This window comes from Aegicerativicinus sediminis (assembly GCF_015476115.1).
GTDB classification, from domain to species: domain Bacteria; phylum Bacteroidota; class Bacteroidia; order Flavobacteriales; family Flavobacteriaceae; genus Aegicerativicinus; species Aegicerativicinus sediminis.
On sequence record NZ_CP064295.1, the window covers coordinates 2,343,134 to 2,365,855 of the forward strand.

Genomic DNA, 22,722 nt, shown 5'->3' on the forward strand with positions numbered 1-22,722 from the left:
TATTTTAGAAAATTTTCAATAAAAAATGGCAGTTTTAAATAAAATCAGACAACGATCACTGTTTTTAATTTTGGTTATTGCTTTGGCATTGTTCTCATTTGTTCTTGCAGACTTATTCAAGAATAGCAGTGCCCTTACAGGTGGTTCACAAGATGTTGTCGCAACGGTAAATGGAGAGGATATTAACCGCACAACGTTTGCGGATAGGGTAGAATTGATGCAACGCCAAATGGGTCCGGCTTCAACATCCACCCAAGCCATGGATAGGGTATACAATCAACAAGTAAAAGAAGTGTTGATTGAACAGCAATTACAGGAGTTGGGTTATACCGTAGAACAGGCAGAAACAAGAGAGCTTTTAAGGAATGCTTTTGCCTCCTATCCAGAATTTACTAATGAAGCAGGCATGTTCGATGAAGCTAAATTGAATGAATATATTGCCAACTTAAAGGCAATTGCGCCCCAACCTGCACCTCTTGGAAACTTTCAAATGACGTATGCCGATTGGGTTAATTATGAAGCTACTTTAGGTAGAAATGCACAAGAACAGGCATATTACAATATGATTAAAGCTGGCTTAAATGCAACTTTGGGAGAAGCTGAGGATGAATATATGTTGGAGAGCAATACAGTGGATGTTCGTTTTGTTCAACTTCCATTTACAAGTATCGCTGATAGCTTAGTTGAAGTTACTAAATCTGATATTAAAAACTATATAGATAAGAATCCAGATCAATATCAAGTTGAAGATTCTAGAGATATTGTTTTTGTTGAATTTACAGAGCAACCAACTGTTGAGGATGAAGAAGCCGTAAAAGAAAATTTATTGGCACTTCTTCAAAATAGGGTGGAGTATAATAAGGAAACAAAAACCAATGATTCAGTATATGGTTTTAGGGATTTAACTGCCGATAAAATTGGTGAGTTTGTAAATTCAAATTCAGATATACGTTATTCCGATAACTTTATTTTTAAGAATGCACTTCCGCTGAACTACAGAGATAGTATTTACGATTTGAATGTCGGTGATATTTTTGGTCCATATAAAGATGCTGGCTATTATAAGTTAAGTAAAGTGGTGGCTGAAAAACAAATCCCAGATTCAGTAAAATCTCGTCACATACTAATTCCATACATCGGTGCGCAAATGGCACAACCAGATGTAATTAGAACTCCAGATCAGGCCAAACAGTTGGCAGATAGTTTATATAATGTTCTCCAAAAGAACAAATCTAAATTTGGAGAATTTGTTACTGAATATTCTTCTGACCAAGGAAGTGTAAATAATGGTGGTGAGTACGATTTTCATAGTTTCGGGACTATGGTTAAGCCATTCAATGACTTTGAGTTTGAAAATGCTCCGGGCAGTATGAAAGTTGTTGAAACTGTGTTTGGATACCATATCGTGGAAGTGTTGGAGCAGTCATCAAAGAAGCGAGCTATTAAGGTGGCTACTATTGCTGAGAAAATTGAGCCTTCTGAAAATACGATAGACGAGGTTTTTAATGAAACTTCAAAATTTGAAATAGCTATTAAGGAAAAGGCTTTTCGTGATGTCGCAAAAGAGAATGGATACAACGTTAGACCTGTTAACAATATCAAAGAATTACAGGAAATGCTTCCAGGTTTAGGAAATCAAAGAACTATCGTTAGATGGGCGTTTGAGGATGAAACTGATTTAGGTGAGTTCAAGAGATTTTCTTTAGCCGGTGGAGGTTATGTAGTTGTTCAATTGGTTGGTAAGCACAAAGCTGGATTAATGGATCCTGAAAATGCATCTGCAACTGCAATTGCAGAAATTAGGAACCAAAAGAAAGCTGAAATGTTGAAATCTAAAGTTTCTGCAACCTCACTTGATGATATAGCAAAGAACAACAATACTTCAGTTAGGACTGCCGCTGCCGTGAATATGAAAAATCCAACTTTGGCCGGTGCTGGTTTGGAGCCTAAGGTTGTAGGTGTAGCTTTTGGATTGAAAGAAGGTGAAATTTCTGATTTGGTTGTTGGAAACAAAGGTGTCTACAAAATTGAAGTTACTAAGAAAACTGATGCGGCAAAATTGGATAATTACCAGGGTGTTTTAAGTAGATTGAATAGCTCCGCTGGTGCGAATGTTCAAACCAAAGTGTTTGATGCACTTAAGAATGCTGCAGAAATAGATGATTACAGAGGAAGATTTTATTAATTAAAAATTCCATAAAATATTAAAAAGCACTGATTTTCAGTGCTTTTTTTATAGAATTAAATTATGATAGGGTATGATTACGTTAAATCCTTTTTCTTGAAAATAGGTGTAAGGTTCTTCCTCTGTTGCAGCCAAAATAAAATCGCCACCCCATGCCCCTAAACTTTTTAGGACTCCTTTGAAGTCCGGAAATCTGGTAGATATTGGTTCTTCGTCTAATGCCCGGGAAATAAAGCCCTCATGCTGATTTATTAAATCCTGAAAATTTTTAAAATCTGCCGTAGCTAGTATATTTAAAGTTAATTTTGAAATTCTGTCAGTAAGACCGATAGTATTTTTATTTTTTCTGTATGTGGCAATTGCCTTTCTGCTATTTTGTTTTTGGTTTAGATAAACAAAATAAAGATTGTCTTTAAAGGCTGGATCAAATTTTACTGATGAATAATTAGCTTTACCATTTTTCAATTCGTAAGTAATGGGTCCATTTGCCGTTGCACATGCAATATCGTAGCCGCTACCTCCGAAGGTTTTTCCTAATAAGGTAAAAGGGTTTACATCTGCCCATTGACTAATCAGTGATATGAGAGTACTTGAGCTTCCCAATCCCCAATTAGTATTAAAATCTAAAAATGTTTCAACTTTAAAGCCTGTTTGGTTGACGAGAAAACTTGGGTTAAGATTTCTAGCCTCTTTAAAAATAGAAATTAACCTAGCTTTTTTGTCAACCTCAATATTATCTGTATTTGCAGATAATTCGTCAAAATTGATAAATGTTTCAAACCAAATTTCACTATTGTGGTCATAGCTTTTCCAATTAATACCATCAATATCTGCCGATTCAATTAGAATCGATTGTCCCAATTTTGTTGGTAGGGCTAGGGATAATGCACCATCCAAGACGGCATATTCTCCGGTTAGTAACAATTTGCCGTTAGCCTTGAAGGATGTTGTCATTCCCTCATTTTATTTAAAGCTTCAGAAACGGCACTGTGAGAAACATGAATGTCTTGAAATTTGGGGATTAAGATTGATTTTTCCTCCTCATTGGCTCCAAATTGGTTTAAAATATTCATTAGGTGCATTTTCATATGCCCCTTCTGTATTCCTGTTGTAACCAGGGACTTTATGGCAGCAAAGTTTTGCGCTAATCCTGCTACGGCTACTATTTCCATCAATTCTTCCGCATTTGGTCTATGCAACATTTCTAATGAAAGTTTTACCAATGGATGAAGGCTAGTTAAACCGCCAATTGTACCTAAGGCCAATGGAACTTCAATCCAAAACTTGAAAATATTATTATCTACAATAGCATGAGTTAAGCTTCTATATTGTCCAGATTTTGAAGCATAGGCATGAACGCCGGCCTCAATAGCCCTAAAATCGTTTCCAGTAGCTAAAACAACGGCATCGATACCATTCATAATCCCTTTATTGTGGGTTACGGCACGATAAGGTTCAACCTCCGCAATTTTAATCGCTTGTACAAAGCGTTCGCAAAATTCTTGGCCTGATATATCTCCTTCCTGTAATAGGTCTATATTACAACTGACCTCAGCTCTTACCAAACATTCAGGCACATAGTTTGATAGAATACTCATAACCACTTTTGGGTAAATTGTTTCATCTTCAAACTGCTTGAATGTTTTTGCTTCCCTTCTTAAAGTATTAGCAAAACTCTCTAGGCAAGAATTGATAAAGTTTGCACCCATTGCATCGCGAGTGTCGAACTCGGCATGAATTTGATAATAGTTTTCTAGTTCGGAAGTCTTATCAATTAGTTTAACACTTAAAATTCCACCACCCCTCTTTTCCATATTTTTGGTTAATGGTTTGGTTTCATCAAGGATCTTGGGTTTTAATTCTTCAAAAAAACTGAATAAAGCCTCACTGCTGCCCCTATAGATAATATGTACCTGTCCTATTTTCTTGGTAGATATCACCTCAGCTTTAAAACCTCCACGTTCCAGCCAAAATTTTGCTGCTTTACTAGCCGCGGCTACGACTGAACTTTCTTCAATCGCCATAGGTATAGTATAAGGATGTCCATTAATTAAAAAATTTGGAGCTACCCCAAATGGCAGATAATAATTCGTTATGGTATTTTCAATGAATTCATCATGTAGTTTTTGGAGTTTTTCATCACTACTCCAATACTGTTTTATGATATTCTTCGCCTCGTTAGAATCTGGAAAATAGGTAGATACAATCCAATCTATTTTTTTGTTCTTAGAAAGTTTTGAAAATCCTGAAATGGTCTTGCTCATTTTGTTTTATAATGAAAGTGCAAAGATATCAATCCCGACGGAGTAATTCTCTTCTGCTCTTGAAGCGATTTAACACGAAATATCCTCAAATTTTATTCAAATTTTAGTAAACTTGGTCACTTTTTGTTTAAAATTAATTTTTTGGTTCAATTTTTAACGATTTTCTATACTTATAACTTTTGAAACCTTACTCTAACTAAAATTTATTTTTTATGACAGCTACAGTTTTAGCTAACCAAAAGAAGCTTTTCGGACATCCTGTTGGTTTGTATATTTTGTTCTTAACAGAAATGTGGGAACGTTTTTCATATTATGGGATGCGTGCCATTTTGGTATTATATTTAGTGGCAGAAACCGCCTCTGATAACCCTGGTTTGGGTTGGGCAAATGATAGTGCTATTGCATTATATGGTTGGTACACCATGTTCGTTTATGTAGCCTCAATACCTGGGGGTATAATCGCGGATAAAATACTGGGCCAAAGGAAATCGGTTTTTGTTGGTGGTCTTCTCCTTGTAGCTGGTCATAGCGTCTTAGCAATCGAGCAAATGTGGGCCTTTTATTTAGGTCTTATTTTGATTGTGATGGGTGTGGGTATGTTGAAACCTAATATCTCAACTATGGTTGGGGGATTGTATCCGAAAAACCAACAGAATAAAAGAGATATGGGTTTTTATATTTTTTACATGGGAATCAATTTGGGAGCAGCAGCGGCAGCTCTTATAGTTGGTTATGTTGGTGAAAATATAGGATGGCATTATGGATTTGGATTGGCAGGTATCGGTATGGGTGTTGGCCAATTGACTTATTGGTGGGGTCAGAAGTATCTTAAACATGTAGGTAATCTCGTTATTGATGATCGAGATGATGAAAATGCTAAGGAAAGTAAGAATCTCTTTTCTGCAATTTTCAAACATACCAATTCTATTATTGGATTTTCAATTACTGTTGCTTTAGGATTAGCAATTTGGTTTTTAGGAGGCTCATGGTCTTATGGTCTTTTAGTTATAGCTTTAGCTTTTGCTGTGGGTGTTGGAGTCGTGGTTTATAACGATGGAAATAAGGTTGAAAAAGATAGGATTTTAGTTACCTATTTATCGTTTTTAATCATCATAATTTTTTGGGGAGCTTTTGAACAGGCTGGTGGTTTGTTAAATGTTTATGCTGCTCAAAAAACAGATTTGTCATTAGGAAGTTTTATGGTTCCGGCAAGTTGGTTTCAGTCGGTTAATGCCATTTTTATCTTGGTATTTGCAACTATAGTTGGAAGTTTTTGGGTATGGTGGAAGAATAGGGGAAAGGAATCTTCCTCGTTGTTTAAGATGGCCATAGGTGTAATTATAATGGGCTGGGGATTTTTCTTCATGTCTGTGGCAAGTAAAGAAGTTGGTTACGATGCAGCCGGAGAAGTAATTCAAAAATCTGGTATGCAATGGCTCGTTTTAGCTTATTTATTTCATACACTAGGAGAACTATGCGCATCTCCAGTTGCATTATCATTTATTACAAAATTAGCTCCAGAACGTTGGATGGCCTTTATGATGGGGGCTTATTTTGCGGCTACTGGTCTAGGAAATAAGGTTGCCGGTCTTTTAGGAGAATCTGCCTCAGAATTTGGTGAGTTTGCCATTTTTACCGGAATTGCTGTTTTCTGTACAATATTCGGTCTATTAGTTTTGGCAGTTTTAAAACCGTTAAAAAGGTTAACTCACGAAGCTGAAAATTTAGAAGGTAAAGATGAGCAACAAGAAGGTTACGAATTAGCTGATCCTAAATTAAACGATTAATTCCTAAGCTAATGACTGCAAACACTGATTTTGAAAGCCTATTCAAGGATAAGGTTTTAGGACATCCGGCAGGATTATTTGTTTTGTTTTTCACCGAAATGTGGGAGCGCTTCTCCTATTATGGTATGCGGGCCTTATTGGTTATGTTTTTTACTGCCTCATTGTTGGATGGTGGTTGGGGATGGCCCAGAGAGCATGCCTTTGCCATATTTGGAACTTATACTTCCTTGGTCTATCTCTCAACACTGCTGGGAGGTTATATGGCCGATAAGAAAATTGGTTATAGATATGCTGTTCTTGTCGGTGCCTTACTAATGACAATTGGCCATGCTTGTATGGCCATAGAATCTCCCGTTTTTATTTATTCAGGACTTACTTTTTTGGTATTTGGAAGTGGGTTCTTTAAGCCCAATATGACTTCGATAATTTCAGAAATGTATGTAAATAAACCAGAAAAAAAGGACGGGGCCTATACCATTTTCTACATGGGTGTTAACTCGGGTGCCTTTTTGGGAATTCTACTCTGTGGTTATTTAGGTGAACAAGTAGGCTGGTCTTGGGGTTTTGGTCTCGCCGGAATATTCATGTTATTTGGTTTACTTCAATTTTGGTTTGCACAGAACATATTTGGGGATATCGGTTTAAAACCCGGAAAAGTAGAGAATACCACTGCAAAGGCGAGAAATGATAAATCAAAATTGAATCCTTTCACCAACTTCCAGATAGGATTAATAATTGTTTCTTCTGTTATTGGTTTGGCATGGATATTAAATGATCCTGTCACAAAAATTAGTGATGGGCAATACAATCTATTTAATTTTTCCTTCGCCGGTATAGATGGCCCTACACTTATGATTTTGTTCGCTTTAATGCTATTTATTTTATTGCTGGTAATACGGCTCCCTAAATATGACAAGGTTACCATGCACAGAATGATTGCAGTAATTTTCTTTGCGTTTATTACCATTTTTTTCTGGGCAATATTTGAACAATCTCCGAGTTCGTTAACCATATTTGCTAGAGATTATACAGATCGAGTATTGGAAGGTAATTCAGCCTTAATATTTAAGATTGTTGATGCACTTATGACGTTAATTCCGTTGGGTGTAATCACTTGGGTTTTAGTAAAACTCTTTAAGAAAACATTTAGTAAATATGGTCTTTCCAATATTATATTGGCAATAAGTTTTGTAATTATTTGGGCAATTGCATTGTACAGATTGTGGGATAAATTCAATCAAGATGTGGCGGAAATTGATGCCTCTTGGTTCGGCATATTGAATTCTTTATTTATTATAACCTTTGCACCTCTATTTACTAAATGGTGGGAAAGTAAATACAATCCAAATGCTAATATGAAATATGCCATTGGTATGACCTTATTAGGCCTTGGTATGGCATGTGTGGCCATTGGTGCTTCCGGTATCCCGGTTGGAGCAAAAACCGCCTCGGTGAGTATAATTTGGCTTATATTGGTTTATTTCTTTCATACCATGGGTGAATTATGCGTTTCACCTGTTGCATTGTCTTATGTAAGTAAACTGGTGCCTGGAAGAATGATTGCTATGATGTTCGGAATCTGGTATTTGGCCGTCGCAATTGGTATGAAATTAGCTGGTGTCTTTGCAGAGTCCTCAGAAGGAATTGCGGCTGAAAAAGGATTGAGTGCATTTTTCTGGATTCTTGCCGGAATTTCAGCAGGTTTAGCGATACTTTCAGCTGTATTATATCCGGTTATTAAACGTTTAATGCATGGTATCCGTTAATCGGTTTTTGGAACAACTTTTGCAGGTATCACACCAAAAGTTTGTACATTTAAAGTTATAATTGACAAAATTATCAATAGAAAAAGATTGAAAATGAAACAGATAGCCCTTATATTTCTGCTTATGATTGGATCTGTAATTACCCTACAGGCACAGGAAATCCAATGGGTTTCTTTGGAAAAGGCTCTAGAGCTTCAGAAGAAAAACCCTAAGAAAATTATGATGGACGTTTATACCAATTGGTGTGGACCATGCAAAATGCTTGATAAAAATACCTTTCACAATAAAGATGTTGTTGAGTACGTGAACAAAAATTATTATGCTGTAAAATTTAATGGAGAGGGGAATGAGGTCATAAAGTATAATGGAAAGACTTTTAGCAACGCTAATTACAATCCAGATTTGGCCAACAGGCGAAATAGCGTTCATGATCTTACTAGGTATTTTCAAGTGAATGCTTATCCTACTATTGTTTTCTTTGATGAAACAGGCGGGGTAATTTCGCCTATTAGAGGATATCAGAAGCCTCAGCAATTAGAGCTTTATTTAAAACTATTTAAAAATGACGATCATAAAGACATGAAATCACAAGAAGACTTCAATGCCTATTATTCAGCTTTCACTCCTGAATTTAAGGAGGGGATATAAATGTCATTTAAAAATATAGGCTCCCATTTTTTGAGTTGCATGAAATGGGAGTTTTCTTTTTCTACAGGTTTCCTCCCACTTATTTACGAAACTAAAATAGTTAGAGCCATCTGCAATAATTCTTTCAGGTTGAAGTGAGTCAATCAACCGATCTAAATTAATTCTGGGTGAATGGGTTAATAATACACTATGGAGATTTTCTAATGGAATACAAACATTAGAAGTATCGATTTTTAATAAATAGGTTCCTTTTATTTTAAAGACGTTTGGAACTGAGTCAATTTCTAGGGAGTTAGCTGATTGGGATAATTTATATGATTCCAAAATCTGTTGTTTGTATTCTGTTAGGGAATCTGTAAACCCTTTTATTTCTCGATTTTCCTTTTTGGTAATCAAAGTTTCTCCTACTACTTGAAAAATAACTAATTCATCTTTATTATAAAGTTGCCTATTCAATAAAACACCTATCTGCACTAATATTATTGAGATTAATATTAAAGTAATTGATACAGAGGATCTTTTATACAGCAGATAAACAAGCGAGCCTATTAAGAAAAAGAGGGTAATTAAATTTATTGTGGTAAAGGGAATTTGGTTTAATATGAATTCCTCTTGTTCTGCGACAATACCTACAACAGAATTCATCACATTAATTAATTTCCCAAAAAATTTAACTAGGTAGTTTTCAATTCCTGTAGATACTAACAAAATAACTGTCAATAAAATCCCTAACATTAGAATAATTGTAACCAAGGGAATCAATAATAAATTAGAAAGTATAAAAAGGGTTGGAAATTGATGAAAATAATAGAGGCTTAAAGGTAGAACCGCTAATTGGGCCGCCAATGATACTGTAATTAGACCTATAAAATAGTTCAGGATTTTATTTTTTGTTCTTAACCATTTAAATAGCCTTGGTTGAATTATAACAATTCCCAAAACTGCCAAATAACTTAGTTGAAAACCTACATCGTAAAACAACCGTGCATTAAATGATAACAGGATGAGGGCTGATATTGAAATAACGTTAATGGAGTTTGGATTGCGTTTTATTAAGGTTGCAAATGCCAAAAGGCTGAACATGGTAACGGCCCGAACAACAGATGGAGACAATCCGGAAATTATTGCAAACCCCCACAGTAGTAGTATTATAATAACCGACCGAATGACGGTGCCTTTCTTGCCGAGTCGATTTAAAGGCTTTAAAATAATAGACAGAAACAGAAAGATGATACCAATATGTAGGCCTGATATAGCTAATAAATGTATGGCTCCGGCAGCTGCATAATTCTCAGAGAGTTCTGGAGAAATGTCTTCCCTTTCTCCAAGTAAAAGTGCGCTAGTAATGGCAAGTTGCTCTTTGTTTAAAGCCTTATTTTTAAATTTTGACTTTACGCTATTTCTAATACGATCTGCTAAAGAAGCAATGGAAAAGTAAGAAACCTTTTTTATTGAAATTGAATCGTAATTGGTTGTTATTTGATAGTAAATTTCCTTTTTTTCTAAATACTGTTGGTAATTAAATGACCCTGGATTTGATGGGGTTGGAACCTGTTTCAAAAATGAAGTTAGAATTCCAGTGGATGACCTTGGAAGTGTAAATGAAGAGTCGGATTTGTGTATTCTCAATATTGCATTTCCTATACAGGGAGATGTATTTAAATACTCAATATTTACTAAATATCGCTCATAATACTGTGTAGGCTTTAAGCGATGATCAACTTCAAATTGAATGATGCTAGGCACATTTGCATCAAATTTTTTATTCCCTATAAAATTTGCATATGCTTTATCTGATTGTAAAGGAATCAATAAGATACCAATTGCTATAAATTGAAGCGGGAAAAGAAAATCAAATACTATTTGAAATTTTCTATTTTGCTTGATTTTGGAATATAAAATAAGTAGAGCAACAAATAGGGTCGAGCATAGAACGCTAGAAATGATTAAATTAATGGTTACAAATGAAGAAATTGCTATACCAATAATTAAGGAAAGGGTAATCCTTATCAAGGGGTATTTTATGGCGTTCATTATTTAAAGTACCCGCCTAGCTTGTACATAGGAAAAATACCAATACTTCTCATCCAAGGTTGAGGTTATAACTCCTCGGCTAGTTGTAGAATGTATAAATTGAACATAACCGGGTCGTGAATCGGTAACGATTCCGACATGATTAACCTTTCTGCTATCTTTTCCAGTTGCGAAAAATAATAAATCACCTATCTGAACCTCTTTTACATCTACCCAAGCCCCATAAGAGGACATACCGCTAGTGGACCGTGGTAAGGCTATTTCCTCCTCGAGGAAAGCGGTCATTACCAAACCAGAACAATCCATACCTTTCTTGGTAGTGCCACCATATTTATACCGAACGCCCTCAAATTCTTTGGCATTCTCAACCACTTTTTCAGCAATTGGATTTACAGGTATGTTAGGATTTATAATTTCTGATTTAGGAGGTTCCTTTGCGCCAACCACAGTTTTTCGGGATTTGCATCCCGTTATTAGAAGAAAAGAGAAGATTAGGGGTAGATAGGGTCGCATATCTTAATTAGAAATGGTAAGCCTAAAATTATCAAAAAAAATTAAATAGATTTAGTTTTAGTGATTTTCGATGCTTTCTAGTATTAGTTTAGCGGTTTTATCGCTCGCTCCTTTACCTCCTAGTTTCATTTCAAGCTCAAAGTATTCAATGAACATTTCCTCCCTATTAGCTCCATCTAGAATATTTCTGAGTTCTTGTTTTAGTCGTTTTTCGTTGAAATCATGTTGTATTAATTCTGTTACCACCTCCTTGTCCATGATGAGATTTACTAAAGAGATAAAATTTAGCTTAACAAGACGCTTCCCTATTTGATAGGATAACCAATTCCCTTTATAGCATACAACTTCAGGTATTTTGAAAAGAGCGGTTTCAAGAGTGGCAGTGCCAGAGGTTACCAAGGCCGCATAGGACATGCTCAATAAATCATAGGTTTGGTTAAAGATTATTTTAACCTCATGGTTTTCGAGAAATCTATCATAAAATTCTGGTTCTTGTCCTGGAGCACCAGCTATGATAAATTGGTAAGCAGGAAAATCATCAGCAACTTTCAGCATCACCTTAAGCATTTTTTTAATTTCTTGCTTTCTGCTACCAGGTAACAATGCTATTATTGGTCTTGAATTTAAATTGTTTTTAGATCGAAATTCATCCATGCCAATTTGTTTTCGCTGTATGATGGCATCAATAAGAGGATGTCCAACGAAATGAACAGGAAAATTATGTTTATCCTCATAAAACGATTTCTCGAAAGGGAGTATAACATACATCTCATCAACATCCCTTTTAATATCGCGAATTCTATTTTCTTTCCAAGCCCAAATTTGTGGAGATATATAATAGTGCACTGGAATGTTTTGTGATTTTGCCCATTTGGCAATTCTCAAGTTAAAACCAGGATAGTCAATTAAAATGAGAACATCTGGTTTAAAGTTGAATATATCATTTTTGCAAAAAGATAGGTTTTTTAGGATGGTTCTTAAATTCATAACCACTTCTGCAAAACCCATAAATGCAAGATCTTTATAGTGTTTCACTAATTGTCCACTAACATTGTTCATTAGATCTCCACCCCAAAAACGAAAATTAGCTCCATTGTCTAATTTCTTAATGGCTTTCATGAGATTAGCTCCATGTAAATCTCCAGATGCTTCCCCTGCAATAATGTAGTATTTCATATGATGGTGAAAGAACTATCTAAACTTAACGATAAAAGTTATAATAGCAATTAGGAGGGTTGCCAAAACGACACCGCGAGCTTTATAATCTTTTTTTCTGCGTAGGAAATAAAAGAATAAAAGAAGATTGAAAACCGCACCAATACTAACAAGTTTTCCAAAAAAGTCTTCCACCAAAGAAGTTTTTATTGAACCAATAACATCACTTTTATCTCCAAGTAACCAAGCGGCAAAAAATAAACCAACAGTATTGGCAATGAAACCGGCTATTAAACCAATTAGTATATCTTTTTTAATCATTGAATTTCCAAGTATTTAATTCTTGAATAAAATGGTGAGCAGTTAAATCGAACTGAACGGGTACTACAGAAACATAATTCTTTTCTAAAGCAAATTCGTCCGTGTCTTCCCCTTCATCCAAATTTACAAAAGTTCCAGTAAGCCAATAATAGTCTCTACCCTGAGGCGTTTTGCGTTTGTCAAATTCCTCTTCCCAATTGGCTTTTGCCTGTCGACAAACCCTTATCCCTTTAATTGCAGATTTTTTTACATTAGGAATATTTACATTAAGTACAACACCTTTCGGAATGCCTTTTTCAAGTGCTTCTAAAGTAATTTGTTTGGCAATCTCTTTGGCGGCCGAAAAGTCTGCATTCCAATTGTAATCTAAAAGTGAAAAACCGATAGCGGGTATCCCTTCAATACCTGCCTCTAAGGCAGCACTCATTGTGCCTGAATAAATGACATTAATTGAAGAGTTAGAACCATGATTAATCCCAGAAACACAAATGTCCGGGCGACGACTCAAAAGTTGCCTATTGGCCAATTTTACGCAGTCAGCAGGTGTTCCAGTGCAACTATACTCCCTTTGGGGTCCTTTGTCTACATTTACTTTATCAACAAAAATGGTGGAATTAACGGTGATGGCGTGTCCCATTCCGCTTTGTGGTCCATCTGGCGCCACAACAATCACCTCTCCAATGCCATTCATTACATCGATTAGGGCCCTTAGACCGGGAGCGGTTATTCCATCATCGTTAGTTACAAGGATCAGGGGTTTTCTAGACATTTTTTCAAGAATTAAAGCAAAAATAGGCATTTCCAAACTTAAAACGGGCTATCCACGTTTAACAAAAAATTATAGCAAGCCCAGTAATATGGCACAGTTTTTTCTGTTACATTAGTGACTTATAAAAAAAATTGTATTATTACGTTCTAATAAAAATAGAGCCCCAAACTTATTTTTAATTAATTGGAGCTATTGAAACTGTGCGATATATGATAAGATTAATGAAAACAAACTACAAATTAATTCTATTGGCCCTTCTATTGGCTTTTGCTAGTTGTAGTTTTACCACCAAAAAATTTGAAGATCCAGATAAGGACAAGTTATTAATTCAATTGATTACTTATGTGCTTGAAACAGGTCATTTTAGTCCAAAGGATTTAGATGATGATTTTTCTGAAAAAGTATTTGATGATTATTTGGAACAGCTAGATCCTTACAAGAGATATTTTTATGCTTCAGACATTGAAGAGTTTTCAAAGTATAGAGATAATTTGGATGATCAGTTGAAAAGTTATGACATTTCATTTTTTAATGTTGTGCATGCCAAGTTTCTTCAGAGGATAGAAGAATCTAAAACATTGTACCAGGAAGTTTTAGCAGAACCTTTTGATTATTCAATAAAAGAAGAATTCTCTACGGATTATGAAAACCTCCCTTATGTTTCAAATAAGAAGGAAATGAGGAATCGTTGGAGACAACAAATGAAATTTTCAACTATCGCTAATTATGACGATTTAATTAGTCAACAAGATGGACGTGCCACTTTAAACTCTACCTTGGAAGATGGTTTTAACGATACTACAAATGAACAAGAGCTTCATGAAAAAGGCAAAGAGGTAAAAAAATCATTAGCCGAATTGGAACAAGAATCTAGGGATGTAACAAGAAGGTCTTTGGAGGAGATGTATGAATATATTGATGACCGCCAGAGAAAGGATTGGTTTGCGGTTTATATTAATGCCATAGTTGAGGAATTTGATCCTCATACCTTCTATTTTGCTCCAGAGGAAAAGGATAGATTTGATGTTGCAATGTCGGGTAATTTTGAAGGAATAGGAGCGAGACTTCAAAAGAAAATGGATGCCATTTCAGTAGTCGAAATTATTAGTGGCGGTCCTGCCTGGAGGCAAAATGAATTGGAAGTTGGTGATCAGATTATTAAAGTAACTCAAGAAAAGGAAGAAAAAGGAGTTAATGTTGTTGGGATGCGTTTAGATGATGCAATTAAATTTATCAAAGGCCCTAAAGGCACCAAAGTTACGCTGACACTTAAAAAGGTTGATGGAGCTATTGAAGATATTACCATTACCAGAGACGTTGTGGAGTTGGAAGAAACCTATGCCAAGTCTGCTACCGTTGAGAAAAACGGTAAAACCTTTGGAGTTATTAATCTCCCCAAATTTTATGTCGATTTTCAGGATTACAATAAGCGTAATGCCGCATCTGATATTAAACAAGAAATTATAAGATTGAAGAAGGCCGGCATGGAAGGTTTGGTTTTGGACTTGAGAAACAACGGAGGTGGTTCATTGCAAACTGTAGTGGATATAGCAGGGTTGTTTATTAAGGATGGTCCTATCGTACAAGTTAAAACCTCAGGAGAGCCTAAAGAGGTTCTTAAGGATAGGGATAAATCAATTGTTTGGGATGGTCCCTTGGTGATATTGGTAAATGAATTATCCGCATCAGCCTCGGAGATTTTGGCTGCCGCCATGCAAGATTACAAGAGAGGAATTATATTGGGTAGTAAGCAAACTTACGGTAAAGGTACTGTTCAGAATGTACTAGACTTAAACCGAATGGTTCGTTCTAACACAAATGGCGATATGGGTGCATTAAAATTTACAACCCAAAAGTTTTATAGAATTGATGGTGGATCTACCCAACTGGAAGGTGTTAAAAGTGATGTTGTTGTTCCAGATCGTTATAGCTATATAGATATTGGTGAGAAGGACCAAGAAAACCCTCTTCCGTGGGATAAAATCGATGCGGTTGATTACAACGTTTGGGAGAATTATTATGACTATGATGCTACTATACTGAAAAGTAAGGAGCGTATGGCAAGTAATGAACAATTAAAATTAATCGATGAAAATGCCCATTGGATTAGAAAAATAAGAGATAGAGAATCCTATTCTTTAAACTATGAGGATTATAGAAAAACGTTGAACATTAATGAACAGGAGGCTAAGAAATTTGACAAATTATCTCAATATACTACTGATCTTACATTTAATTCATTACCTTATGAATTGGAGGTGATGGAGCAAGATACCATCTTAAAAGAGAAAAGAACACGTTGGCATACAAGCCTAAGTAAGGATGTTTATATGGAAGAAGCTATAAATGTTCTTAATGACTTAAAAACTACATACGAAATCAAAAAGGTGGCCAACAATAATGTAAAAAATTAGTATAATTGCTGCCTTTTTACAGGAAACGCGCTAACAAACTTAGTGCGTTTCTTTGTTTATGGCTGAAACGGATTTTGTTCCTTTTTTAACCGTTCTATTTCGTCGTTAGTGTCTTGGATGTAATTGAGTAATTCGCCAGTTCCTTGGCCGGATGAAGATGAGGTTACAAAGTAATTTGGTAATTCAGCCCAAGTTTCTCTCATAATGGAGAGATAATTATTGATATTTTCATTCAGGGGTTTTGGCTTAAGTTTGTCGGCTTTGGTAAAAACAATACTGAATGGAAGCTGCTTTTCTCCTAGCCACGACATAAAATCCATATCTATTTTCTGAGGCTCATGCCTTACATCAACTAATACAAATGCGTTGATTAGTTGAATTCGCTTTTCAAAATATTTGGTAATAAAAGATTGAAATTTCTTTTTAGTTCCTTTTGAAACTTTCGCATAACCATATCCAGGTAAATCCACCAAATACCATTCCTTATTGATCAAAAAATGATTTATCAATTGTGTTTTTCCAGGACGTCCCGAAGTCTTTGCTAAACTTTTTCTATTTGTAATCGCATTAATCAGAGAAGATTTGCCCACATTACTACGACCGATAAAAGCATACTCAGGTAAGGTTGTTTCTGGACATTTATTAACGTCTGAATTACTTACTACAAATTCGGCAGTTTTTATAATCATGCCAGTTTAGAAATTTCGCTTCTGAAGCCAGGAATATAAAATTTTGTTGAATTCCTCTGGATGTTCCATCATTGCGGCATGCCCACATTTGTCTATCCAAAATAGTTCTGAATCCGGAAGAAGATCATCAAACTCCTTGGCAACTTCAGGAGGGGTTACAGTATCATTCTTGCCCCATATGATGCAAGTAGGAGTATGCATATTTGGTAAGTCTTTAGACATGTTGTGCCTTATCGCACTTTTAGCAATAGCTAAAGTCCTCATAAGTTTATTCCTGTCATTAACCGTAGCATAAACTTCATCTACTATTTCCTTGGTTGCGACTTCCGGATCATAAAAGACGTCTTGTGCCTTCTTTTTAATGACCTCGTAGTCTCTCCTTTTTGTATACCCACCGCCCATTGCACTCTCATAAAGACCTGAACTACCAGTAATAACCAAGGCTTTTACTTTTTCTGGGTACATTTTGGTATGGTATAATCCAATATGACCGCCAAGGGAATTGCCTAATAGGATGACAGAGTCGAAACCTTTGAATTCGATAAATTTATTTAGATACTTAGCAAAGTTTTTAACATTAGTTTGAAGCAATGACATTGAATAGATTGGTAATTCAGGAATAATAACCTTGTATCCATTCTGACTGAAATAATCGGTTACTGCCGAAAAATTACTCAAGCCACCCATAAGACCATGTAGGACGATTATGGGGGTGCCTTCTCCAACTTCTATATAGCTGAAATTCTTCTCTTTCCTTAGAGGATGTGTCATCTAGTTGGTCAACTTATATACCGCAACAAATATAGGCAATTCAACTAATAAACGTAATTATAGAATTTTTTCAATCACAATATTCTGAATTGCAATCATTTTGTGCTTGCCGTTTCAAGGCTGTTTTTTCAAGGTACTATTTAAGTTGGAAATGTATAAAAGTGGAAAATTTATCAACAATGTGGTAGAAAGTGGTAAAAAGTGGTATATTTTTCAATATATTTGAATCCATACCAATCCATCAATTAAGGTTTGCCCATTGAATTCATTAATAGGGACATACGAATGTAAAGTAGATTCCAAAGGGAGATTGATGATGCCTGCTCCGCTAAAAAAGCAACTGTCGCCTGTTCTTCAGGATGGCTTTGTATTAAAGCGTGCGGTGTTTCAGCCCTGTTTGGAATTATACCCTATGCCAGAATGGGAACTTTTGATGGGGAAGGTTAACAAGCTGAATAGATTTAAGAAAAAGAATAACGATTTCATCCGTCGATTCACAGCTGGGCTGAAAGTGGTAGAAGTTGATGCCACCGGACGGCTATTAATTCCAAAAGATTTGATAGCCTTTTCTAGTATTAGTAAAGAAGTGGTGCTTTCTGCAGCAGTGAACATTGTTGAAATCTGGGATAAAGACCGCTATGAACAAGCCATTGATGATGCTACTGGGGATTTTGCTGATTTGGCTGAAGAAGTAATGGGCCAAGATGATGACTATGACCTATCATAAACCTGTCCTTCTAAAAGAATCCATTGAGGGACTAAATATTCAACCCAACGGGGTTTACGTCGACGTCACCTTTGGTGGCGGGGGTCATAGTCGAGAAATCCTAAAATATCTAGATAAGGGGAGGTTGATAGCATTCGATCAAGATTTGGATGCTTTGGAAAATGCCATTCAAGATGATCGATTTCTTTTAATCAATGAAAATTTCCGTTACCTAAAACGATTCTTGCGGTTTCATAGTATTACAGAAGTCGATGGAATTTTGGCGGATTTTGGAGTTTCTTCCCATCAGTTTGATGTTCCTAAACGAGGGTTTTCTACTCGTTTCGATGAGGTTTTGGACATGCGAATGGATCAGACTTCTAAAATTTCGGCTTTAGATGTTATAAATGAATATGAGGAAGGCAAGCTCTCGGAGGTATTATTCCAGTATGGAGAATTGCGTCAAGCTCCTGCAATGGCAAGAACTATAGTGTCAGAAAGAAAGAATGCTAGGATTGAGACTGGCGAACAATTGAAGTCAGTTTTGAAACGATTTGTTAAACATAAGAATGAACATAAAGTCCTAGCTCAGATTTATCAAGCCATCCGCATAGAAGTGAATCAAGAATTGGAAGTACTTAAGGAGTTTCTGGAGCAAACTCCACAAATATTGAAAAAAGGAGGCCGATTGGTTTGCATTTCTTACCACTCTTTAGAAGATCGATTAGTTAAACGCTTTATGCGTAATGGTCTTTTTGAGGGTGAGCCGGAGAGGGATATGTACGGAAATTTTGAAGTGCCATTTAAAAAAGTTGGTGGCATGCAAGTACCTACAAAGGAGGAATTGGCTGTTAATAGCAGAGCAAGAAGTGCAAAACTTAGAATAGCTGAGAAGTTGTAAACGCATAATAATGAAACAAAGCATCTATAGCATACTCAAGGGTAAATTTTTAATAAGTAATGATTCATTTAAAAACTGGAGAACCATTCTGTTTATATCTGCCTTGGCTGTGGTGATGATTGCAAGTTCTCATAGTGCCGATAAAAAAGTTCATGAGATAGCGCGGTTGAATAATGAAGTAAAAGAATTGCGATCAGCATTTATGGACGGACGCTCCAAATTAATGCGTTTAAAAATGGAGTCATCCATTGTAAAAAAAATGGCGGAAAAAGGAATTGTTAACTCTGTTGAACCACCAAAAAAAATTCAAGTTAAAGCACAGGACTAGACTATGGCTGTAACAGAAAAGCGCATATTAAATAGAATGTATTTTGTGGCTACTTGTCTCTTCCTTTTTGTGGTGGCAGTAGTTGTGAAATTGTGTGCGATTCAGTTCGTGGATGGTGAAAAGTATAGAGAGTTAGCGGAAAACCGTACTATTAAAAAAGTAACCATACCTGCTAACAGGGGTAATGTATATGCTGCAGATGGAAGTCTTTTGGCAATGTCTATTCCGAAGTACGATATACGATTTGATGCTCTTACCCCAACAGCTAAAAATTTCGAGACAAATCTTTCTGCTCTAAGTGACTCTCTTTCATCCTTTTTTGGAAAACCAAAAAGCTATTACCAAAATGTTTTAAGAAAAGCTCGTGCAAATAAGAATAGGTATTTTTTAATCGCTAGAAATCTTGGGTATTCAGATTACAGCAGGGTAAGAAATTTTCCGCTTCTCAATCAAGGTGCATTTAAGGGAGGTTTAATCGTCGAGCAATCTGTAAAACGTGAGCATCCTATGGGAGGTATTGCTCAAAGAACCATAGGGTATGAACGAGTGGATGAGGAAGGTAATGTAACTCGTGCAGGTATGGATGGTGCTTTTGGAGTGCAATATTTACGCGGGACAGATGGAAAGCGTTTAAAACAAAAAATAGGCAATGGGCAATGGAAGCCAATAGCCGATTATAATGAGATTGAGCCAAAAAATGGATTTGATGTATACACCACTTTAGATGTAAACATACAAGATATTGCCCATCATTCCCTTTTAGAACAGTTAGAAAAATTTAATGCTGACCATGGTTGTGTGGTCGTCATGGAAGTTGAAACTGGTGAGATTAGGGCTATGGCCAACTTGGGTAGGAATTCTGAGGGCTACTATTACGAGCGCAGAAATTATGCAATTTGGGAATCTCATGAGCCAGGTTCAACATTCAAACTGATGGCGCTAACTGCTGCACTCGAGGATAAGGTTGTTGATACTAGCGATGTGGTTGATACTAAAAAAGGTGTACTTACATTTTATGGCAAGAATGTGCGAGATAGCCATCATGGCGGTTATGGAAAGATTTCTCTGGCGAAGGCATTTGAGGTTTCTTCAAATACAGGTATAGTAGCGGCAATTGATAAGCACTATTCTAAAAACCCACAAAAATTTGTAGATAGACTTCATGAAATGAGTCTTGATCAAAAATTAGACTTGCCAATTATAGGTGAAGGAGATCCTATTATTCCACAGCCGGGAGATAAAAGTCGTTGGAGTGGTATAGCCTTACAATGGATGGCATATGGTTATGGTGTTTCATTTACCCCCTTACAAACACTTACGTTTTACAATGCAATTGCTAATGATGGTGAAATGGTTAGACCACAATTTTTACGGGAAGTCAGGGAGTTTGATGAAACCATTGTTCCATTTCATAAAGAAGTAATCAATCCTAAAGTATGTTCTGATGAAACCTTGAAAAAAGTACAGGATCTACTTAAAAATGTGGTTGAGAAAAAGCATGGTACGGGGCATAAATTATATTCGCCAAGCTTTTCGATGGCAGGTAAAACGGGTACTTGCCAAAAGGATTACGCTAACAAAGACAACTACAATTATATCTCTTCATTTGCAGGATATTTCCCTGCAGAAAACCCAAAATATTCCTGCATTGTGGTTATTCACGAGCCTGACAAGTCGGTGGGTTATTATGGTGCAGATGTGTCTGGACCAGTGTTCAAAAAGATTGCTCAGAAAATTTATACAGATACACCCATATCTGATGAGGTTCCTTCATTAGAAGTTAATGACAGTATAGTTGAAAAGAATTTCGACACTTATTATGCCTTGTCTAGAAAGCAGCGAACATCAATGCCGAATGTTGTTGGGTTGCCCATGATGGATGCAGTTTCCCTTTTGGAAAACCTTGGTTTGAAAGTGAAAACCGATGGTGTTGGTACTGTAAAAAGACAATCGATTCCTAATGGTGAGAAAATTTCCACAAATGAAGAAGTGATTTTAAGTATATGACGAAAGTGCTTAAGGACATATTATATAAATGTAGTCTCAATAAGGTTGTGGGTAATACCAGTATAGACATTAATGAAATTGTTTTTGATTCGAGAAAAGTTAATGGTGGGGATGTATTTGTTGCTATAAGAGGTGTGGAGACTGATGGTCATAAGTATATAGGCAAGGCTATAGACAGTGGAGCAGTAGCAATTATATGTGAGGAAATTCCAGATCAAATTAATGACTCTGTTACCTATGTTGAGGTTGAGAATACCGCTTCTGCATTGGCCTATATGGCTTCAAACTTTTTTGATCAACCATCCGAAAATTTAAAATTGGTAGGTGTTACTGGTACTAATGGTAAAACCACGATTGCTACGCTGCTATTCAAATTATTTAAAAAAGCTGGTTACAAAGTTGGATTGCTGTCTACCGTAGTTGTTAAAATCGATGATGCTGATTATCCGGCGACACACACGACTCCTGATTCTCTTAAAATAAATTCTTATTTAAAAATGATGAATGAGGAAGGGGTAGAATATTGCTTTATGGAGGTGAGCAGTCATGGAATTGCACAAAACAGAACAGCAGGGCTTGTATTTGCGGGAGGCATATTTACCAATTTAACACATGATCATCTAGATTATCACAATTCCTTCGCAGAGTATCGAGATGTAAAGAAATCCTTCTTCGACAATTTGTCAAAATCCGCTTTTGCATTAACTAATAATGATGATAAAAATGGTCCTGTTATGCTTCAAAATACAAAGGCAAAGATTTTCACTTATGCTTTGAAGTCGATGGCTACTTACCATGGTCAGATTTTAGAAAATGAGTTTGCCGGTTTGTTGATGAAAATCAATGGAACTGAAGTTTGGACACGCTTGATAGGGTCGTTTAACGCATACAATATTTTGGCGGTTTATGGGGCGGCCGATTTGCTAGGTCTAGACAATCAAGAAATCTTGAAATATATAAGTGAATTGGAAAGTGTAGCAGGAAGATTTCAGTATTTGGTTAGCGAGGAAAAGATCACTGCCATTGTGGATTATGCCCATACGCCAGATGCTTTGAAGAATGTATTGGAAACTATTAATGGTATCCGAACGAAAAATGAAGAACTAATTACAATTGTGGGCTGCGGCGGAAATAGGGATAAAACAAAACGCCCAAAGATGGGTCACATTGCCACAGCATTAAGTACCAAAGCCATATTTACATCGGATAATCCTAGAAATGAGGTTGCTGAAACAATTATTGAGGAAATGGAAGCCGGTGTGGAACCTCAAGATTATAAAAAACTTTTAACCATAACAGACAGGAGGCAGGCTATAAAAACTGCTTGCCAAATGGCAAGGCCGGGGGATATCATTCTTGTGGCTGGTAAAGGTCATGAAACCTATCAAGAAATTAAAGGTGAACGGTTTGATTTTGATGATTTCAAAATAGTGAAAGAATATTTAAAACAATTGCAGAAATAAG

19 protein-coding genes are annotated in these 22,722 nt (G+C 36.1%); 10 read left to right on the forward strand and 9 right to left on the reverse strand.

All coding sequences use genetic code 11. From position 1 onward, the window contains the following. Nucleotides 1–25 precede the first annotated feature (25 nt). Complete coding sequence (locus ISU00_RS10140) at nucleotides 26–2,185, forward strand: peptidylprolyl isomerase (protein ID WP_228850548.1); 2,160 nt, start codon at nucleotides 26–28, stop codon at nucleotides 2,183–2,185. A gap of 48 nt (nucleotides 2,186–2,233) precedes the next feature. Here ISU00_RS10140 and ISU00_RS10145 read toward each other — a convergent pair whose 3' ends face one another. Together ISU00_RS10145 and ISU00_RS10150 are read right to left on the reverse strand one after the other, a co-directional pair. Continuing rightward, nucleotides 2,234–3,139: a GYDIA family GHMP kinase gene (locus tag ISU00_RS10145; protein ID WP_228850549.1), complete on the reverse strand. Its 906-nt coding sequence runs from the start codon at nucleotides 3,137–3,139 to the stop codon at nucleotides 2,234–2,236. Further along, nucleotides 3,136–4,449 (reverse strand): hydroxymethylglutaryl-CoA reductase, degradative, encoded by a 1,314-nt coding sequence (locus tag ISU00_RS10150; protein ID WP_228850550.1) that lies wholly within the window; start codon nucleotides 4,447–4,449, stop codon nucleotides 3,136–3,138. Before ISU00_RS10150 ends, ISU00_RS10145 begins: the two co-directional genes overlap by 4 nt. 212 nt (nucleotides 4,450–4,661) lie before the next feature. Here ISU00_RS10150 and ISU00_RS10155 point away from each other — a divergent pair, with 212 nt between their 5' ends. The 3 genes from ISU00_RS10155 (at nucleotide 4,662) to ISU00_RS10165 (ending at nucleotide 8,650) form a co-directional block, all read left to right on the forward strand. Beyond that, nucleotides 4,662–6,236 (forward strand): peptide MFS transporter, encoded by a 1,575-nt coding sequence (locus tag ISU00_RS10155; RefSeq protein WP_228850551.1) that lies wholly within the window; start codon nucleotides 4,662–4,664, stop codon nucleotides 6,234–6,236. 11 nt (nucleotides 6,237–6,247) lie between these two features. Then, a complete protein-coding gene (locus ISU00_RS10160; protein WP_228850552.1) occupies nucleotides 6,248–8,002 on the forward strand; it encodes a peptide MFS transporter in 1,755 nt (584 codons plus the stop codon). A gap of 93 nt (nucleotides 8,003–8,095) precedes the next feature. Next, a complete protein-coding gene (locus tag ISU00_RS10165; protein WP_228850553.1) occupies nucleotides 8,096–8,650 on the forward strand; it encodes a thioredoxin family protein in 555 nt (184 codons plus the stop codon). 3 nt (nucleotides 8,651–8,653) lie between these two features. Here the strand turns inward: ISU00_RS10165 and ISU00_RS10170 are convergent, their stop codons facing one another. From ISU00_RS10170 to surE, 5 genes are all read right to left on the reverse strand, one after another. Then, a complete protein-coding gene (locus tag ISU00_RS10170; protein WP_228850554.1) occupies nucleotides 8,654–10,684 on the reverse strand; it encodes a ComEC/Rec2 family competence protein in 2,031 nt (676 codons plus the stop codon). Between the two features lie 3 nt (nucleotides 10,685–10,687). Further along, nucleotides 10,688–11,131: a C40 family peptidase gene (locus ISU00_RS10175; protein ID WP_228850555.1), complete on the reverse strand. Its 444-nt coding sequence runs from the start codon at nucleotides 11,129–11,131 to the stop codon at nucleotides 10,688–10,690. A 123-nt stretch (nucleotides 11,132–11,254) separates the two neighbouring features. Further along, nucleotides 11,255–12,373 (reverse strand): lipid-A-disaccharide synthase, encoded by a 1,119-nt coding sequence (gene lpxB, locus ISU00_RS10180; RefSeq protein ID WP_228850556.1) that lies wholly within the window; start codon nucleotides 12,371–12,373, stop codon nucleotides 11,255–11,257. A 15-nt stretch (nucleotides 12,374–12,388) separates the two neighbouring features. After that, nucleotides 12,389–12,673 (reverse strand): hypothetical protein, encoded by a 285-nt coding sequence (locus ISU00_RS10185; protein ID WP_228850557.1) that lies wholly within the window; start codon nucleotides 12,671–12,673, stop codon nucleotides 12,389–12,391. Then, nucleotides 12,666–13,442 carry a 5'/3'-nucleotidase SurE gene (surE, locus tag ISU00_RS10190; RefSeq protein ID WP_228850558.1) on the reverse strand — a complete coding sequence of 259 codons (777 nt, stop codon included), beginning with the start codon at nucleotides 13,440–13,442 and terminating at the stop codon, nucleotides 12,666–12,668. Before surE ends, ISU00_RS10185 begins: the two co-directional genes overlap by 8 nt. A gap of 221 nt (nucleotides 13,443–13,663) precedes the next feature. Here surE and ISU00_RS10195 point away from each other — a divergent pair, with 221 nt between their 5' ends. Then, a complete protein-coding gene (locus ISU00_RS10195; protein WP_228853724.1) occupies nucleotides 13,664–15,856 on the forward strand; it encodes a carboxy terminal-processing peptidase in 2,193 nt (730 codons plus the stop codon). Between the two features lie 56 nt (nucleotides 15,857–15,912). Here ISU00_RS10195 and yihA read toward each other — a convergent pair whose 3' ends face one another. Both yihA and ISU00_RS10205 read right to left on the reverse strand, forming a co-directional pair. After that, the gene (yihA, locus tag ISU00_RS10200) at nucleotides 15,913–16,545 is read right to left on the reverse strand and encodes a ribosome biogenesis GTP-binding protein YihA/YsxC (protein WP_228850559.1); all 633 of its coding nucleotides are present in this window, start codon (nucleotides 16,543–16,545) and stop codon (nucleotides 15,913–15,915) included. Between the two features lie 6 nt (nucleotides 16,546–16,551). Beyond that, nucleotides 16,552–17,316, reverse strand: coding sequence for an alpha/beta fold hydrolase (locus tag ISU00_RS10205; RefSeq protein WP_228850560.1), 765 nt, complete (start codon nucleotides 17,314–17,316; stop codon nucleotides 16,552–16,554). A gap of 259 nt (nucleotides 17,317–17,575) precedes the next feature. Here ISU00_RS10205 and mraZ point away from each other — a divergent pair, with 259 nt between their 5' ends. The 5 genes from mraZ to ISU00_RS10230 are packed head-to-tail and all read left to right on the forward strand — an operon-like array spanning nucleotide 17,576 to nucleotide 22,721. After that, nucleotides 17,576–18,043 (forward strand): division/cell wall cluster transcriptional repressor MraZ, encoded by a 468-nt coding sequence (mraZ, locus tag ISU00_RS10210; RefSeq protein ID WP_228850561.1) that lies wholly within the window; start codon nucleotides 17,576–17,578, stop codon nucleotides 18,041–18,043. Further along, entirely contained in the window at nucleotides 18,030–18,923 is an 894-nt protein-coding gene (gene rsmH, locus ISU00_RS10215) for a 16S rRNA (cytosine(1402)-N(4))-methyltransferase RsmH (RefSeq protein WP_228850562.1), read from the forward strand. The genes mraZ and rsmH overlap by 14 nt, the downstream gene beginning before the upstream one ends. Before the next feature lie 10 nt (nucleotides 18,924–18,933). After that, complete coding sequence (locus ISU00_RS10220) at nucleotides 18,934–19,251, forward strand: FtsL-like putative cell division protein (RefSeq protein ID WP_228850563.1); 318 nt, start codon at nucleotides 18,934–18,936, stop codon at nucleotides 19,249–19,251. A 3-nt stretch (nucleotides 19,252–19,254) separates the two neighbouring features. Continuing rightward, a complete protein-coding gene (locus tag ISU00_RS10225; RefSeq protein ID WP_228850564.1) occupies nucleotides 19,255–21,258 on the forward strand; it encodes a penicillin-binding protein in 2,004 nt (667 codons plus the stop codon). Continuing rightward, complete coding sequence (locus tag ISU00_RS10230) at nucleotides 21,255–22,721, forward strand: UDP-N-acetylmuramoyl-L-alanyl-D-glutamate--2,6-diaminopimelate ligase (protein ID WP_228850565.1); 1,467 nt, start codon at nucleotides 21,255–21,257, stop codon at nucleotides 22,719–22,721. The genes ISU00_RS10225 and ISU00_RS10230 overlap by 4 nt, the downstream gene beginning before the upstream one ends. Nucleotide 22,722: the final 1 nt, after the last annotated feature.